The following is a 16,052-nucleotide window of genomic DNA, read 5'->3' on the forward strand; positions in this document are numbered from 1 at the left end:
GTTCGGGTTCGCCGGCCGGCCATCCGGGGAGGAAGCAATGTCGAGCACCGACAGCAATCACGACGCAGATTCGGGCACGGCGGTTTCGCCGGCCAGCACCATGCCGGCGGTCAACGCGCTGACGGCCGACGATATCCGGGCGGCGCTTGCCGAGGGCTGGTCGGACTTCAGGCGGGCGCCGCTGTTCGGCCTGTTCTTCGCCGGGGTCTATGCGATCGGCGGCTTGCTGATCGTGCAGTCGCTGTTCGTCTGGGAGCAGAGCTGGATGATCTATCCGGTGATGATCGGCTTTCCGCTGATCGGTCCGTTCGCCGCGGTCGGGCTTTACGAGGTCAGTCGCCGGCTGGCGGCCGGCGAACCGCTGGCCTGGAACGAAGTGCTGTCCGTCATCCGCGCACAGTCGCGCCGCGAGCTGGCCTTCATGGCCTTCGTCGTCCTGTTCATCTTCTGGATCTGGATGTACCAGGTGCGGCTGCTGATCGCGCTGGTGCTCGGCCGGATGTCGTTCGCCACCTGGGAAAGCTTTTCGAGCACCGTGTTCACGACCAGCCAGGGATGGACGTTCCTTGCGATCGGCCATGTGGTCGGCGCGGCGCTGGCGCTGGCGCTGTTCTCGGTCACCGTGATCTCGATCCCCATGCTGCTCGACCGCAATGTGGACTTCGTGACCGCCATGATCACCTCGGTGAAGGCGGTGTTCGCAAGCCCCGTGGTGATGCTGGGCTGGGGAGCGATCGTCACGCTGGCGGTGATCGCCGGGATAATCCCGGCCTTCCTGGGCCTTTTGGTCGTCCTGCCGGTCCTCGGCCATACGACCTGGCACATCTACAAGAAGGCCGTGCAATAGCAGCGGCCGGCCTTGCGCCGCAAAAGGGCGTTGCATTGGGCGCGGGAACTCCCCATCTGGCTGATCGTTGATCCGCCGCAAGGGAGCCCCTGCCATGAAACCGTTGTTCCGCCGGGCTTTTCCGGCCCTGTTGTTCGTTCTCGCCCTGACTGCGCCCGCCTTTGCCGAGGAGGTCGGCGAGGTCGGCGTCGACTGGCTGGGCAACGACATCATCGTCGAGGCGCTGAGCGACCCGGAGGTTTCGGGCGTGACATGCCATATCAGCTATTTCGAGCGCGGCGTGATCGACCGGCTTCAGAAGGGCAACTGGTTCGAGGACCCCTCCAACTCCTCGATCGCCTGCCGGCAGACCGGTCCGATTGCCATCGGCGACATCGCGCTCGACAGCGATGGCGAGGAGGTGTTCAACCAGCGCCGCTCGATCATCTGGAAGCAACTCGTCGTCAAGCGCATCTACGACCGGGCCAATGACACGCTGATCTATCTGTCGCATTCGCGCCAGGTGCAGGACGGTTCGGCCAAGATGGCGATCTCGACGGTTCCGCTTTACGGCCAGGACGTCGAATGGCGCCGGGGCCGTCCGGAGTGAAGCCGCGCCCCGGCCCGGCGCCCCGGCGCGTGGCGGCGGTGATCAATGCCGATGCCTCGACGCTGAAGACCGCCGACATCGACGCCCTGGAAACGGCGATCCGCGCCGCGCTCGGTGCGGGCGGCCACACCGTCGATCTTGCGCGCTGCGAGGGCGCCGAACTGGTCGCCACGCTCAACGAGGCCGCCGGCAGCGCCGAGCACGACGCGGTGCTGATCGCCGGCGGCGACGGCACGGTTTCGCTCGCCGCCGGTCTGTGCGCGCAGGCCGGCAAGACGCTGGTCGTCGTGCCGGGCGGCAACATGAACCTCTTTGCGCGATCGCTCGGCCTGCCGCTCGATCCGCTGGCCGCCGCCGAAGCGCTGGGCCGGGCCGAAACGCGCAAGGTCGACATCGCCTATGCCGGTGATCGGCCCTTCATTCACGAACTCTCGCTCGGGCTGCATCCCGAACTGATCGAGGAGCGCGACCGGCGCCGCTACGGCTCCCGGCTGGGCAAGCTGGTCGGCACGGCGCGCGCCGCCCTCAAGCTCATCCAGCGGCCGCCGCATGTGCGCATCTGGCTCGATACGGGCGATGGCGCGCGCGCCGTCGACACGCCGGGGCTGGCCATCAGCAACAACATGCTGGGCAGCGGGCACCTTCCCTATGCCGACCGGCTCGATCAGGGGGTGCTCGGCGTCTATGTGGTCACCTCGGATCGGCCCGCCGACGTCGCCGCGCTTGCCACCGGGCTGCAGACCGGCACCTGGCAGGAACTCGACTTCGTGCGCTGCGAACGGGCGCGCAGCGTGCGGGTGATGCGCTGGCGGTCCATGAAGGCGGCGATCGACGGCGAACTGGTGCGCCTTGAAGGCCCGGTCGATATCCGCATCGCGCCCGGCGCGCTGTCCGTGCTGGCGCCGGTGGACCGGTCAGTCGGGGCGGTCAGGCAAACGGATTGACGATGGACAGATTGGCGACGGCGTGGCCGTCCGCCATGTCCTCGCTCAGAAGCGTGTCGCAACCGCCCGCTCGCGCCGCCGCGATGATCATGCAGTCCCAGATCGAATAGTTGGTGATGCGGCGCAGTTCGAGGCCGGCGTAGACGAGGTGCTGGGTCACATCGATGATGCCGGTGCGTTGCAGACCGACGACGATGCCACTTGCTTCGCCATGGGAAATGCGATGGTCGCTGCCCGGCCGGGTTGCCTGGGCGTAGAATTCCAGGAGAACCTGCGTGGATACCCGGAAGTCATCCCGTTGCAGGATGTTGTAGGCGATGTCCCTCTTGGCCGCTTCGCGGGGATCTTTGGAGATGGCGTAGAGTACGACGTTTGTGTCAACGAAAACGGGCATCGCCGAGCTCGCTGTAGAGCTCTTCGCGCGTAAGCCGCCCGGACGCGGAGAACGACTTGATTTGCGCGATCGTATCGTTCTGCAGCTTCAAGAGCCGCTCGAACTCCTCCTTGCGGCGGGTCTTTTCCTCGAGATAGGCGCGCAGCATTGCGGTCACCGTCGTGTCCTCCTCGGCGGCGAGGATGCGGGCGCGCCGGTAAAGATCGTCGTCGAGCGAAATCGTGATGTTCTTCATGGCCGCACAGTAGCACAGTTTCACAGCGCGGGCGAACGGCCTCACACCCGCTCCACGAATCCGTCCAGCACCTTCTTTTCGCCGGCGCGGTCGAAGGCGATGGTCAGCTTGTTGCCCTCGATGGCGGTGACGTTGCCATTGCCGAACTTGAGGTGGAACACGCGGTCGCCGACGGAAAAGGCCGAAGGCGCCTCCGCCACGGACTTGGCGATCAGCTCGCCCTCGATGGTGCGGCCCTTGACCGAGCCCTTGCCGGCGCCGAAGCCCGAATCGGTCTCGCCATAGCCGATGCGCTCGACGGCGACGCCCGAGCGCGAGCCCCAGTTGCGGCTGGTCGCCTCGGTCCGGTTGGCCTGGGCGCGGCGCCAGCCGGGCGAACCGCGCGTGCTCGCAAAGGCCTCGGCCCGGTCGAAACGCGAGGCGCCGTAGCCGCCGTAGCCGCCATAGGAGGAGGGCGGTTCGGCGACGTCGACATGGTCGGTCGGCAGTTCGTCGAGAAAGCGCGAGGGAATGGTCGACTGCCACAGGCCGTGAATGCGGCGGTTGGAGACGAACCAGATGTGGCAATGACGCTTGGCGCGGGTCAGGCCGACATAGGCAAGGCGCCGTTCCTCCTCGAGCCCGGCCATGCCGCCCTCGTCGAGCGCCCTTTGATGCGGGAACAGCCCTTCCTCCCAGCCGGGCAGGAACACCGTGTCGAACTCGAGCCCCTTGGCCGCGTGCAGCGTCATGATCGACACCGCGTCCATGTCCTCGTTCTGCTCGGCATCCATGACGAGGCTGACATGTTCGAGGAAGGCGCGCATGGATTCGAACTCCTCCATAGAGCGGATGAGTTCCTTGAGGTTCTCGAGCCGGCCCGGCGCCTCGGCGGAGCGGTCGGCTTTCCACATGGCGGTATAGCCGCTCTCCTCGAGGATCGTCTCGGCCAGTTCGGAATGCGGAGTCCGATCAATGGCTTGCTGCCAGCGCCTGAAGCTCTCCACGAGCGAGCGCAGGGCCGCGCGCGGCTTGGGCTTCATCTCCTCGGTGGCGACCAGTTCCTCGGCGGCGGCCAGCATCGGCACGCCCTTCTTGCGGGCATAATCGTGCACCAGGCGCACCGAGGCATCGCCCAGGCCGCGCTTGGGCGTGTTGACGATGCGCTCGAAGGCCAGATCGTCGGCCGGCTGGCAGACGACGCGGAAATAGGCCATCGCGTCGCGGATCTCCATGCGCTCATAGAAGCGCGGGCCGCCGATGACGCGGTAGTTCAGCCCCAGCGTGACGAACCGGTCCTCGAACTCGCGCATCTGGAAGGAGGCGCGCACCAGGATGGCCATGTCGTTGAGCAGTTGGCCGTCGCGTTGGTGGCGCTCGATCGTCTCGCCGACGGCGCGCGCCTCTTCCTCGGAATCCCAGGCGGCGTGGACGTTGACCTTCGGATCGTCCGGGTCGGGTGCCTCGGTGAACAGCGTCTTGCCGAGCCGGCCCTCATTGTGGCCGATCAGATGGCTGGCGGCGCCCAGAATGTGGGCCGTCGAGCGGTAGTTGCGCTCCAGCTTGACGACCGTGGCGCCGGGAAAGTCCTTTTCGAAGCGCAATATGTTGTCGACATCGGCGCCGCGCCAGCCATAGATCGACTGGTCGTCGTCGCCGACGCAGCAGATGTTGGGGGGTGACGCGTTTCCACCTCCCCCTTGAGAGGAGGTCGGCGAGACAATGTCGAGCCGGGTGGGGGTATCGGCATCGATTTCACCCCCACCCGGATCAGCTTCGCTTCGCTTGCTTCTCCGACCTCCCCTCAATGGGGAGGTGGGGGCGTCCCGCAAGCCCGCCCCTTCGACAGGCTCAGGATGAGGTGAAACCCGCCGCTGCGCCAGCAGCCGCAGCCACAGATATTGCGCGGTGTTGGTGTCCTGGTACTCGTCGACGAGAATGTATCTGAACTTTTGCTGATAGTCGGCGAGCACGTCCGGATTGGCCTTGAGAAGGCGGATCGGGTGGCACAGAAGATCGCCGAAGTCGCAGGCGTTCAGCGTCTTCAGCCGGTCCTGGTAGGCGGTGAACAGGTCGCGGCCTTTTCCATTTGCAAAAGCGCGCGCGTCGCCTTCGGGAATGTCGGCCGGACCCCAGCCCTTGTTCTTCCAGCCGTCGATCATGTGGGCGAACTGGCGCGCCGGCCAGCGCTTGTCGTCGAGCCCCTCGGCCTGGATGAGCTGCTTGAGAAGCCGGATCTGGTCGTCGGTGTCGAGAATGGTGAAATCGGACCTCAGCCCGACCAGCTCGGCATGCCGGCGCAGCATCTTCACGCCGATCGAGTGGAACGTGCCGAGCCACGGCATGCCCTCGACGGCGCCGCCGACGAGCAGGCCGATGCGCTCCTTCATCTCGCGGGCGGCCTTGTTGGTGAAGGTCACCGCCAGCACCTGGCTGGGCCAGGCGAGCCCCTGGGCCAGGATGTGGGCGATGCGCGTGGTCAGAACCCGCGTCTTGCCGGTGCCGGCGCCGGCCAGCACCAGAACCGGGCCCTCGGTGGTCTCGACGGCGCGGCGCTGCTCGGGGTTCAGCCCGTCCAGATAGGCCGGCGCGGCCCGAGCCGCCGCCGGCCGGCTTCGGGGCCGGCCGGTGCGCGTCGTCGAACGGAATGTCGTCGAACGGATTGCTCATCGATTCGCAATGTAGGGATTTGGGGGGCGAATGAAAGCGCGGCGGGGCGTGTCGCGTCCATCCCGTCTGGAGCGTCGCAAGTTCACCAGGCACTGCGTTCCAGCCCCCACCCTTCATCCCTCCCCCGCAAGCGTGGGAGGGATGAAGGGTGGGGGTGATGCTCTTGCCTCGGAGTGGCAGCTCTACCGATGCTCCTCGACGCTTGCCTGGATCAGAACCTTGTTGAAATAGCTCAGCGCGCGCACCTGCGTCGCCCAGGCGATGATGCGGGTTTCGTCGCGCGGATCGACGACGGCCAGACGGCTGTGACCGGAGGCGTCGAAGGCCCGCAGCGCGGTCTCGAGCGAATCGCCGGGCTTGAGCGTGGGGTAGCCGGAGGCCGGATCGTGGCGCTCGGGATCGCCGTCGCGCGCGGTGAACTCCATGAAGTCCATGACCTTCCTGGTCCGCATCAACTGCCGGTGCGGGCCCAGGTGATCGAACAGGCCGCGCATTTCGAGCTGCCAGTGGAAATAGGAATGCCCGTGCACGGCCTGATTGACGCCATGGGCAATCGCAACCGACAACAGCAGTGCGATCGATAACGCGTAGCCGCCGGTGAGTTCGAACACGATCACCGTGGTCGAGATCGGCGCGCCGAGCACGGCACCGGCCACCGCGCCCATGCCAAGGATCGCGTAGAGCCCTTCGGAGGAGGCCATGTCCGGGAAGGCGGAGCCGGCGATCATGCCGAAGGCGCCGCCGGTCGCCGCGCCCAGAAACAGCGCCGGCGAGAAGATGCCGCCGCCAAAGCGCGAGGCGAGCGTGATCGCGGTGGCGATCGTCTTGAGGACGATCAGCCCGAGCAGCAGCGTCAGCGGAAGCTGGTTCCAGAGCATCATGTCGGTCACTTCGTAGCCGACGCCCAGAATGTGCGGAACGTAAATCCCCATCAGACCGATCGCCATGCCGCCGATCACCGGGCGCAGGCGCAACGGCATGGTGACGGAACGGGCGACATAGTCCGCCGTGAACAGGGCGAACTGAAAGGCGATGGCAACGACCGCGGCGACCACGCCGAGCAGCGCGAAGGCCGGAAACTCCCAATAGGAGGTCACCTGGTAGACGGGGATGAGGAAGGCGGCGGCATCGCCGAACCACAGCCGCGAGAACACCGAGCCGACCGCCGAGGCAATGACGATCGGCACGAAGGCGCGCATCGCGTAATGCTGCAGGATCACCTCGTGGGCGAACAGCACGCCGGCGATGGGCGCGTTGAACGATGCCGAGATCGCGGCGGCGACACCGGCGGCGAGCAGCGTGCGCGAACACCATTCGGGCAGGCCGCGCCGCTGCGAGACGACGCTGGCCAGCGTCGCGCCCAGGTGGATGACGGGCCCTTCGCGGCCGGCGCTGGCGCCCGAGCCCAGCGATATCGCGGCGATCGTCGCCGACCAAAGGCCCTGGCGCAGTTCCAGCGGCCGGCCGGTCAGCGCGCGCGCCTCGATGACGTCGGAAACGTTGCCGGCGCGGCGCGCCGAAAGCCGCTCCAGCATCAGGCCGACGACGAAACCGCCGACGATCGGTCCCGCCAGGATCCAGTACCAGGCCACGTTCCGGGCGGCCGTCAGGGTCTGCTCGGAGGTGTCGCGCAGCCACCAGTACTGGAACAGACCGATGGCCTCGCGGAAGATGATTGCGGCGATGGCCACCATGGCGCCGATGATCAGCGACAGCAGCCACAGCTTCGGTGTGCCCGATTCGCGAAAGGCGCGGATATTCGGCCTGACCCAGCGCACCAGAAGCTGGGTCCAGAAGCGCAGGCGGTCGGCGGCCCTCATGTCGGCGCGGTCGGTCTGCGGCGCATGGCGATCGCGCGGCCGGCACCGTCCGGGCGTGGCAGGAGGGCATGGCGTTCGGCCATCTGGGCGACATTGGCGGCGATGTCGGCGGGAAATGGCGCGACACGCGGCCCGCTGCGGTCGACATGCAGGGTCAGCGTCTCGCAGGTCGCGGCGAGCCAGCCCTGGGTGGCATGGCGCATGCGCTGAAAGCCGTGGATGCGCTTTTCGTCGTGATCGAGGATCTGATAGTCGCAAACCAGCTGCGCATCGGCATGGACCTCGCGCAGATAGGCGATGTGGGCTTCGGCGGTGTAGGTGGTCATGGCCCGCGCGGCGGCATAGTCCGGTCCCATGCCGAGCGCGGCGAAGACGATGTCGGAGGCGCGATCGAACACAACCAGATAATAGGCCATGTTCAAGTGGCCATTGTAATCGATCCAGTCCGGCGCGATGGCCATGGCGGGCGTGATGAAGGGCGCGTCGTTTGGTGTGGGTCCCGCCATTGGGCGTGTTGTCGATCCTCTTGCCGAAAGGGTGGCCCAAGCCGACCCCTTGATCGCACATTACGTGGCCGATTTCCTGCGGCAAGAGTCCGGTGACGCGAATCTGGCGGAAACCGATGCAGGATGACGAGGAAACACCGCATGCCCATGCCGCAGGATTACCAGATCGCCCAGCAGGCCTTCGACGCGCTGATCGCCGATGCGCGCGACCGGCTGGGGCTTGCCACGCGCAATCAGTCCTACACCGTCCTTCAAGCGGTGCTGACCGTGTTCCGGCGCCGGCTCACGCCGGCGCAGATCCTGATCTTCGCCGACGCGCTGCCGGCCCTTACGCGAGCCATCTTCGTCGCCGGCTGGCATGAAGGGGAGCACCGGGCCGGTTTCGGATCGCGCACGGCGCTGGAGGCGGAGGTGCGGGACCTGCGCCGCCATCACAATTTCGCGCCCGAGGGCTCGATCCGGATCATCGCCGGCGTGCTGCGCCGGCACGCCGACGCCGACCGGCTGGCGGCCGCGCTCGCCGCGCTGCCCGAACGGGCCCGGCGCTACTGGGACGCGTGAGGCGTCTCGCCGCCCGGCCGGGTGAACCACCGGCCGGCCTGTCGCGTTCAACGCGATGTCATGTGCGTCCGCCTTGATCTTGACGCGACGAACGCCGACAATCGCCACCGGTCGCACACGCCGCGCCGACGGGGCCGATTCCGTGGCCGGCGGCGGGCCCGCACGATGAAGGAGCGTCCGGCACCTTGCGCCTTTTTGTCATTTTCGGCGGCCTGATCGTTCTGGTGCTGCTGGCGGCGCTGCTCGCACCCATGTTCATCGACTGGGGCGACTATCGCGCCCGTTTCGAGCAGGAGGCGGCGCGCCTTCTCGGCCAGCCGGTGCGGGTTTCGGGCGAAGCCTCCGCGCGGCTGCTGCCGTTTCCCTCGCTGTCGTTCACCGATGTCGAGGTCGGCCCGCCCGAGGCGCCCATGGTGCGCGCCGACCGGTTCTCCATGGATGTGGAACTGGCGCCGTTCCTGTCGGGCCAGATCCTGATCTTCGACATGCGGGTGGACAATCCCGAGGTCACGCTTGCGCTCGATGCCACGGGCACGCCGATCTGGCCGCTGCCCGACACGCGGCTGATCGACCCCGCGCAGGTCACGCTCGAGAACGCGCGCATCACCAATGGCTCGCTCACCGTCGTCGATCCGTCCGAGGATCGCGCCTGGACGATCGACAACCTCGATGCGACGGTGTCGGCGGACAGCTTCTTCGGGCCGTGGCGGGCGGAAGGGGCGGGCCGGTTCAACGCCGCGCCGGCCGAGTTCATCGTCTCCACGGGCTCGTTGTCGCGCCAAGGGTTCCCCTTGCGCGTGACGACCGACCTGCCCAATCACCTTCTGCGCATCGTCACCGACGGGCGGATCGCGCCCGATGGCGGCCTGGACGGCCAGATCGGCTATGACGGAACGATCACGCTGGTGCCCATGCATGCGGGCCGGCAATACCGCATCGAGGGCGATTTCGCGGCCACCGCGCGCGCGCTCGAGGTCGAGACGTTCCGCGCCGCCTTCGGCGATCCGGCCGATCCCTATGTGGTCAATGGCAGCCTTTCGGTCGATGGCGGTGCCGACCCGGGCTACCGGCTGGCCGTCACCGGCAACCAGATCGACATCGGCGCGGCCGGCCCGCGCGCCGCCCGGGCACAGGAGCCGGTCGACCTGCGCGGCCGCCTGGCATCCTTCGGCGACATGCTCGCCGGCCTGCCCCTGCCGCCCTTTGCGGGCACGGTGAGCGTCGACCTGCCCGCGGTGATCGCCGGCGGCACGGCGATCCGCGATGTGCGGGTCGAGGCGCGGCCGGACGGCTCGGGCCAGGCGCGGCGCTGGCGGCTGGCGCGCGCGCAGGCCGAATTGCCGGGCCGTACCAGCTTCGAAGCCGACGGCGTGCTCGCACTGCCCGATCTGGGCCGCGGCATCGGCGCATCGATGTTCGAGGGTCGCGTCTCGGTCGCCTCGAGCCAGCCGACCGGGCTCGCGCGCTGGCTGGGCACCGAGACGGGCGAGACCGTGCGGGCGATGCAGCGGGCCGCCTTCAGCGCCCAGGTGATGCTTTCGGGCGAGCGCCAGGTCGCCGACAACGCGCAGATCGTCGCCGGCGACGCGCGGCTGACCGGGCGGGTCGAACGGCGCGCCAGCGGGCAGGCGCGGCCCTATCTGTCGGTCGATTTCACCGGCAACGATCTCGACGTGTCCACCGTGCAGGCCATTGGCGGGCTGGTCGGCTTCGACCAGGACGGGCCGGTGCTCGACGACCACGATCTCGACCTCGCCCTGGATCTGGACGGGGCGCGCTATCGGGACATCGCCGTCGACCGGGTGGAGGCGGCGATTCGCGCGCGCGGCCCCCGCACCGAGATCGACCGGCTGGTCATCAACGGCCTCTACGACGCCTCGCTGACCGCCACCGGCTCGATAGACCGTGCCGGGGAGGCGTCCGAGGGCACGGACCTGCCCGACGGTCGCCAGGCCGAACGCATGGTCCGGTTCGATGCCAGCCTGATCGGGGCCAACGGCGCGCGTTTCGCCCGGGCGCTCGGCGAGCGCGCCGGCGACATCGCGCTGCTCGACCATCTGGCCGAGGTGGCGCGGCGCGACCGTACCGCGTTCAGCGACATGCAACTGACCGTGGTGGGCTCGGCGCGCCTGGGCGCACCCGACGCCGAGCTGGAGGCGTCGGCCAGCGTTTCGGGCCGCCTGGGCGGAGCGGAACTGTTCGTGCAGACCAGCCTTGCCAATCGCGACGGCTCGCCCGATCCCGAAACGTTCCGGGTCGATGGTGCGCTGACCCATCAGGATCCGCTGCGCCTGCTGTCATTGAGCGGGCTCGATCTGGCGGTGACCGGGGGCGCCGAGATCGGGCTGGTTTCCCCGGGCCAGTTGACCGTGACCATGCTGCGCTCGGAGGCGAGCATCGGCGGGCGCGGCCGCATCGCCTATTCGACCGGCGGCGACAGCATCACCTTCGACGGCGACAATCCCTTCGCCGCAGACGGGGATCTGTCGGGCCGCATCGACCTGACGCTCGGCGACGCCGAACCCTGGCTGCTGGCGCTCGGCCATGTGCTGCCGGGCACGGGGCTGGGCACGCCGGTGGCCGGCAGCGCCCAACTGGCGCGCGGCGCGGACGGCTGGTCGCTGTCGCAGATCGCTGCCGACATCGCCGGCAGTTCCGTGGGCGGAGCGCTGCGCCTCGATGACGGGGTCGGTGGGCCGTCAGTGTCCGCAGACCTGGTCTTCGGCGCGCTCGATACCGCGCTTGTCACCGGGCTCGTGACCGGACATGTCACCCCCCTGTCCGCACGCACCGAATTCGGCGCGCCGCTTTACCCCGACCTCGATCTCGATCTCGAATTCGCCGCCGACCGGCTGTTCGCCGGTCCGGTGCGGCTGAGCGATGCGACCGGCACGCTCGCCATGCGCGGCGGCCTGCTGACGCTCGACGACTTTGCGGCCAGCAATCGACGCGGCGGACGAGTGGGCGCCAATGCGCGGCTGCAGAACGCCGCAGGCACGTTGAGCCTGGCCGGGCGCGTCGATGCCCAGGCGGTTCCGGTGCGCGCCTTGCTGGCCGATGCCGGCGCGGCGGCGCCCGAGGGGGCGCTGGATCTGACGCTGGCGCTCACCGGTTCGGGCGCCTCGATCGAGGCGCTCACCGATTCGCTGAGCGGTACTGGGGTGGTCGCGCTCGATGGCGTCGTCGTGCCGAACCTGGATCCGGATGCGCTGTCGACGCTGTTGCCGGCTGCCGATGCGCTGGGTATCGACATCACGGCCGAACAGATCCGGCAGATCGCCCGCACGGCGCTTTTCGACGAGGCGGCGCGACTTGTCGACGCGCAATTGCCGGTGACGGTGGCGGGCGGGGTGCTGCGGGCGGCGAACCTGGCGCTGCAAACGCCCGATGGCCGTATGGAACTGACCGGTACCGTGCGCTACGACCTTGCATCGCGACAGGCGGCCGGCGATGTCCTCGTCGCGCTCGATCCCGGTGCACAGGCCCTGGCCGGCATGGCGGCCGAAGTCGCCATCGCCTTTGGCGGTGAACGGGCGGGGCCCGACATCGACTACAGCCGGCTGAGCGCGTTCATCAGTCAGCGGGCGCTGGAGAGCGAGCGGTTGCGCGTCGAGCGCATGCAGGCGCGGCTGATCGAGCGCGAGCGCATGCGGCGCCAGGTGCGCTACGCGCGCTATCTGCAAGAACGCGAGCGGGCGGCACGGGCGGCCGAGGACGATGCCGGACCGCCTTCCCCAGAGCCGATATCGGCGGTGCCGCCGGGCCGGCAGGGCAGTGACGCCGGCGAACGGACGGCTCCGGCCGGGCAGGGGGCGGATGCAGCGGCCGATGCCGAACCGCCGGCGGGGCAGCCGCCGGCGCCGGCGGACGCAACGCCGCAGCCCCAGGACCTGTTCGCGCCCGAGACGATCCAGCGGCTGATCGAGGCGCTGGAAACCGAGCGTCCGCGATAGGGTCACGTCCGGCGGCGCGCGGTGACGGCCGGGTGCACGCCGGGCCTTCCGCCGAGTTCACCGGCCAGCGCCGCGTTCAGCACATGGATGCGGATCGCCGAGGACAGATTGGCATCGCGGGGGCGCTCGGCGTCGATCCGAGCGATCAGCGCGGCAAGCGAGATTTGCCGGGCTTCGGCGAGCCGCTTGAGCGCCCGATAGAAGGGCTCTTCCACCGAAAACGACGTGCGGTGGCCGGCAATGGCCACCGAGCGCTTGCGCACCGCCATTGGCGGGCGCTCACTTCTTGTTACGGAACGCGTCCAGCGAGACGACGTCGGCGGTTTCGGCGTCCTCGTCGGCCGCGTTCGCGGCGGCAGCGCCGTCGGCCGCCGCCGGCGCCTTGGCCGGCTTGCCGTCGCCTTCGGGCCGGCCCGATACGGGCGGGGGCGCTTCGCCGGCTTCCTCTTCGGCCAGTTCGGTCTCGACATCGAATTCGAGTTCGAAATTGACCGATGGATCGTAAAAGCCGCGGACGGCGGCATAGGGCACATACAGCTTTTCGGGTACGTCGGAAAAGGACAGGCCGATGCCGAAGCCCGTCTCGCCGACCTCCAGATCCCAGAACTGATGCTGCAGCACGATGGTCATCTGATCGGGATACTGCTCGCGAATGCGGTTGGAGATGCGCACGCCCGGCGCGCTCGTCACGAAGGTGATGAAGAAATGGTGATTGCCGGGAAGACCGGTCTTTTCGACCTCCGACAGGACCTTGCGGATCACCCCGCGCAGGGCATTCTGCACCAGAATGTCGTAGCGGATTATGTCTTCGCTCATAGGCGGAGAGCCCCGTCCGGTTCAAATCGACTAAGATGTGCGCCGTCGCCACGCCAAGGTCAAGTGCGGCGTCCCCACCGGCGGCGAAGATGGGGCCACCGATTCATGGGGCGTGCGTTTCATGGCGCATGTGTGAATGGGTGGAGGCTTCTGTTGCCAGGTGCCTCCGGACCCCGCCTAGCCGAGCATACCGACTAGGAGTTTCGGTGAGACTGTCGCACCGCCCTTAGGCAGCGAGACGTGCCTCTGCGTAGTTGTCGTTTGCAACTATCATTGTGACCCGATAACGGTGGTATCATGCCGGGCAAAAAGCCGATTTTTACACCCTCGTCGATCCTGTTTCGCCCCCATCATCAGAACTGCCGCGCGGCGATGCGCCAGTGCTGATGGTGGAGGCGCCGGGTACCGCCCCCGGGTCCGATAGGCTTATTGTATCGTCCGTTTATTGCCATAGCCGGATCAACCGGCACGCCGAATATAGGCCCATCCGTGCGTGATTTCAAAGGTGTTGGCGCGATCGGATCGCAGTTGACAACAATGGGCTGCTCCGGAACAGTCATTGCGGGAGGCGCAACAGGCAAACGGCCGATTCCGCTTGGGGGTGTCGGCCATACTGGTCCAAGCAGCCTGCCGCCAACGCAATAGACGGTGAGGGGACAAATCCCATGAGTGATTACCTGGCAGACGTTAAACGCTATGATGCAGGGGCAGATGGCGCCGTCGTCGACAAGATCGTCAGGCATCTGGGCATCGCGCTGCGCTCGCGCGATGCGTCGCTGGTTTCGTGTTCGGATCCGTCCGAGCTGGCGCGCGTGCGCGAGAAATGGTGCGCCAAGAAGCTCGGCGTCAATGACGACACGGCCGCCGACGAAGTGATCGGCCGCGTCTGCCAGGAGATGAAGGACGACCGCTCCAAATCGCGCGTGACCTTCTATTACCTGGTCGCCAAGCATTTCGGCAAGCTCAGCGACCTGTGATCGGCCGCCAGGCGGCCATGCTGGAAGGCCTCGCCACCGGGCGGGGCCGTTTCGGGGCATAACTGCCAGGCTCTGCGAGCGCCGATGGACGGGCGGGCCGGAATCGGCGAATGTGCGGCCATGCAGCAATACCATGATCTGATGCGGCTGGTGATGGAGACCGGCGTCGACCGGCCCGACCGGACCGGCACCGGCACGCGCGGCATTTTCGGTCACCAGATGCGCTTTGACCTTGGCGCCGGCTTCCCGCTCGTCACCACCAAGAAGCTGCATCTTCGCTCTATCGTCTTCGAGCTGTTATGGTTCCTGCGCGGCGAGACCAACATCGCCTTTCTGAAGCACAACGGCGTGTCGATCTGGGACGAATGGGCCGACGAGAACGGCGAGCTCGGCCCCGTCTACGGCGCGCAATGGCGTTCCTGGCCGACGCCCGATGGCGGTTCGATCGACCAGATCGCAAGGCTCGTGGAGGGTATCCGCACCGACCCGAACTCGCGCCGGCACATCGTCAGCGCATGGAACCCGGCCCAGATCGACAGCATGGCGCTGCCGCCGTGCCATTGCCTGTTCCAGTTTCACGTCGCCGAGGGCCGGCTGTCGTGCCAGCTCTATCAGCGCTCGGCGGACATCTTTCTGGGCGTGCCGTTCAACATCGCTTCCTATGCGCTCCTGACGCACATGATCGCCCATGTTTGCGATCTCGCGGTCGGCGATTTCGTGCACACGCTGGGTGACGCGCACATCTACGCGAACCATTTCGAGCAGGTCGAAACCCAGCTTGCGCGCCAGCCGCGGCCGCTGCCGAGGCTGACGATCACGCGCCCGGTGCGCGACATCTCCGGGTTTCGTTTCGAGGACTTCCAGATCGCCGGCTACGATCCGCACCCGCACATCAAGGCACCGGTGGCGGTGTGAGCGCGGGGGCGACAATTGCCATCGTCGCCGCGGTGGCGAAGAACGCGGTGATCGGCCGTAATGGCGACATGCCCTGGCATCTGCCGACCGATCTGAAGCGCTTCAAGGCGCTGACGCTGGGCCACCCGGTGATCATGGGGCGCAGGACGTTCGAATCGATCGGCAAGCCGCTGCCGGGCCGGCTGAACATCGTCGTCACGCGCGATCACGACTGGGAGGCCCAGGGCGCGATGGCGGTGCGCTCGCTCGGCGCGGCGGTCGAGTTGGCCAGCGCGCATCTGGAGAGCTTCGAACCCGACCCGGACGACCCCGATGCCGAGGCGCCGGACACGATCTTCATCGCGGGCGGGGGCGAGATCTACGCGCAGGCGATCGACATGGCGGATGTGCTGCACATCACCCATGTGGATTCGGATGTCGCCGGCGACACGCATTTCCCCAAGGTCGCCTACGAGGACTGGCGGGTGATCCGGGCCGACGACGTGCCCGCGGGCGAAAAGGACAGCCACGCAACGCGCTACGTGGTCTATGAAAGGCGCAGCCAGACGGACAGGGATCCGCCCCCGTCGCCTCGTCAATAGGTGGTTCCGGCATGCGCCCAAGGGGGCGCTTGTGCGCGATGGGGCAGGCCGGGCGGATCGGCCGCATCCTGCGCCGGCCGGGCAATCGTGCCCGCTGCCCTTTGGCCGTCATCGCCGCGCGTGCCTGCGGCCGCATATATGGCACTTGTCAGGGGCCACTGTCAGGGGCCACGGGCGCTTGTGGCGCGCCCCGGCACAGGCTGCGACAAATCGGAATTCGCGGCGCAGTGCGTTGAAAGCCCGTCGGCCGGTTCCTATAACGAGG

General features: G+C 67.8%; 14 protein-coding genes, 1 other RNA gene and 1 pseudogene. 8 read left to right on the plus strand and 8 right to left on the minus strand.

What is annotated here, in order from left to right; translation table 11 throughout:
- Positions 1-37 precede the first annotated feature (37 nt).
- From RBB34_RS03190 to RBB34_RS03200, 3 genes are all read left to right on the plus strand, one after another.
- Positions 38-847, plus strand: coding sequence for a DUF2189 domain-containing protein (locus RBB34_RS03190; protein ID WP_306117741.1), 810 nt, complete (start codon positions 38-40; stop codon positions 845-847).
- A gap of 94 nt (positions 848-941) precedes the next feature.
- The gene (locus tag RBB34_RS03195) at positions 942-1,436 is read left to right on the plus strand and encodes a CreA family protein (protein WP_306117742.1); all 495 of its coding nucleotides are present in this window, start codon (positions 942-944) and stop codon (positions 1,434-1,436) included.
- Positions 1,433-2,380: a diacylglycerol kinase family protein gene (locus RBB34_RS03200; protein WP_306117743.1), complete on the plus strand. Its 948-nt coding sequence runs from the start codon at positions 1,433-1,435 to the stop codon at positions 2,378-2,380. Before RBB34_RS03195 ends, RBB34_RS03200 begins: the two co-directional genes overlap by 4 nt.
- Here the strand turns inward: RBB34_RS03200 and RBB34_RS03205 are convergent.
- From RBB34_RS03205 to RBB34_RS03225, 5 genes and pseudogenes are all read right to left on the minus strand, one after another.
- Positions 2,364-2,774: a PIN domain-containing protein gene (locus RBB34_RS03205; protein ID WP_306117744.1), complete on the minus strand. Its 411-nt coding sequence runs from the start codon at positions 2,772-2,774 to the stop codon at positions 2,364-2,366. The two genes, RBB34_RS03200 and RBB34_RS03205, sit on opposite strands and share 17 nt — an antisense overlap.
- Positions 2,758-3,009 (minus strand): type II toxin-antitoxin system CcdA family antitoxin, encoded by a 252-nt coding sequence (locus RBB34_RS03210; protein ID WP_306117745.1) that lies wholly within the window; start codon positions 3,007-3,009, stop codon positions 2,758-2,760. The genes RBB34_RS03205 and RBB34_RS03210 overlap by 17 nt, the downstream gene beginning before the upstream one ends.
- Positions 3,010-3,050: 41 nt before the next feature.
- Positions 3,051-5,658, minus strand: a pseudogene (locus tag RBB34_RS03215) (UvrD-helicase domain-containing protein).
- 182 nt (positions 5,659-5,840) lie between these two features.
- Positions 5,841-7,478 carry a chloride channel protein gene (locus RBB34_RS03220; RefSeq protein WP_306117746.1) on the minus strand — a complete coding sequence of 546 codons (1,638 nt, stop codon included), beginning with the start codon at positions 7,476-7,478 and terminating at the stop codon, positions 5,841-5,843.
- Positions 7,475-7,984 carry a thioesterase family protein gene (locus RBB34_RS03225; protein WP_306117747.1) on the minus strand — a complete coding sequence of 170 codons (510 nt, stop codon included), beginning with the start codon at positions 7,982-7,984 and terminating at the stop codon, positions 7,475-7,477. Before RBB34_RS03225 ends, RBB34_RS03220 begins: the two co-directional genes overlap by 4 nt.
- A 141-nt stretch (positions 7,985-8,125) precedes the next feature.
- Between RBB34_RS03225 and RBB34_RS03230 the strand changes: the two genes are divergently transcribed.
- Together RBB34_RS03230 and RBB34_RS03235 are read left to right on the plus strand one after the other, a co-directional pair.
- Complete coding sequence (locus RBB34_RS03230; RefSeq protein WP_306117748.1) at positions 8,126-8,545, plus strand: DUF2267 domain-containing protein; 420 nt, start codon at positions 8,126-8,128, stop codon at positions 8,543-8,545.
- A 185-nt stretch (positions 8,546-8,730) separates the two neighbouring features.
- On the plus strand, positions 8,731-12,498 hold the full coding sequence (locus RBB34_RS03235) for an AsmA family protein (RefSeq protein ID WP_306117749.1): 3,768 nt from the start codon (positions 8,731-8,733) through the stop codon (positions 12,496-12,498).
- Positions 12,499-12,500: 2 nt separating this feature from the next.
- Here the strand turns inward: RBB34_RS03235 and RBB34_RS03240 are convergent, their stop codons facing one another.
- From RBB34_RS03240 to ssrA, 3 genes are all read right to left on the minus strand, one after another.
- Complete coding sequence (locus RBB34_RS03240; RefSeq protein ID WP_306117750.1) at positions 12,501-12,767, minus strand: ribbon-helix-helix domain-containing protein; 267 nt, start codon at positions 12,765-12,767, stop codon at positions 12,501-12,503.
- Between the two features lie 10 nt (positions 12,768-12,777).
- Positions 12,778-13,314, minus strand: a complete 537-nt coding sequence (locus RBB34_RS03245) for an SspB family protein (protein WP_306117751.1) — start codon at positions 13,312-13,314, stop codon at positions 12,778-12,780.
- Positions 13,315-13,453: 139 nt separating this feature from the next.
- Positions 13,454-13,821, minus strand: a transfer-messenger RNA (tmRNA) gene (gene ssrA, locus RBB34_RS03250).
- A gap of 158 nt (positions 13,822-13,979) precedes the next feature.
- On the opposite strand from ssrA, the gene RBB34_RS03255 reads away from it, so the two are divergent.
- From RBB34_RS03255 to RBB34_RS03265, 3 genes are all read left to right on the plus strand, one after another.
- Positions 13,980-14,291, plus strand: coding sequence for a DUF2853 family protein (locus RBB34_RS03255; protein ID WP_306117752.1), 312 nt, complete (start codon positions 13,980-13,982; stop codon positions 14,289-14,291).
- A 120-nt stretch (positions 14,292-14,411) separates the two neighbouring features.
- Positions 14,412-15,206: a thymidylate synthase gene (locus RBB34_RS03260; RefSeq protein WP_306117753.1), complete on the plus strand. Its 795-nt coding sequence runs from the start codon at positions 14,412-14,414 to the stop codon at positions 15,204-15,206.
- Complete coding sequence (locus RBB34_RS03265; protein ID WP_306117754.1) at positions 15,203-15,787, plus strand: dihydrofolate reductase; 585 nt, start codon at positions 15,203-15,205, stop codon at positions 15,785-15,787. Before RBB34_RS03260 ends, RBB34_RS03265 begins: the two co-directional genes overlap by 4 nt.
- The last annotated feature ends 265 nt before the right edge of the window (positions 15,788-16,052 follow it).

The organism is Roseitalea sp. MMSF_3546, assembly GCF_030732865.1.
Taxonomy (GTDB): domain Bacteria; phylum Pseudomonadota; class Alphaproteobacteria; order Rhizobiales; family Rhizobiaceae; genus Roseitalea.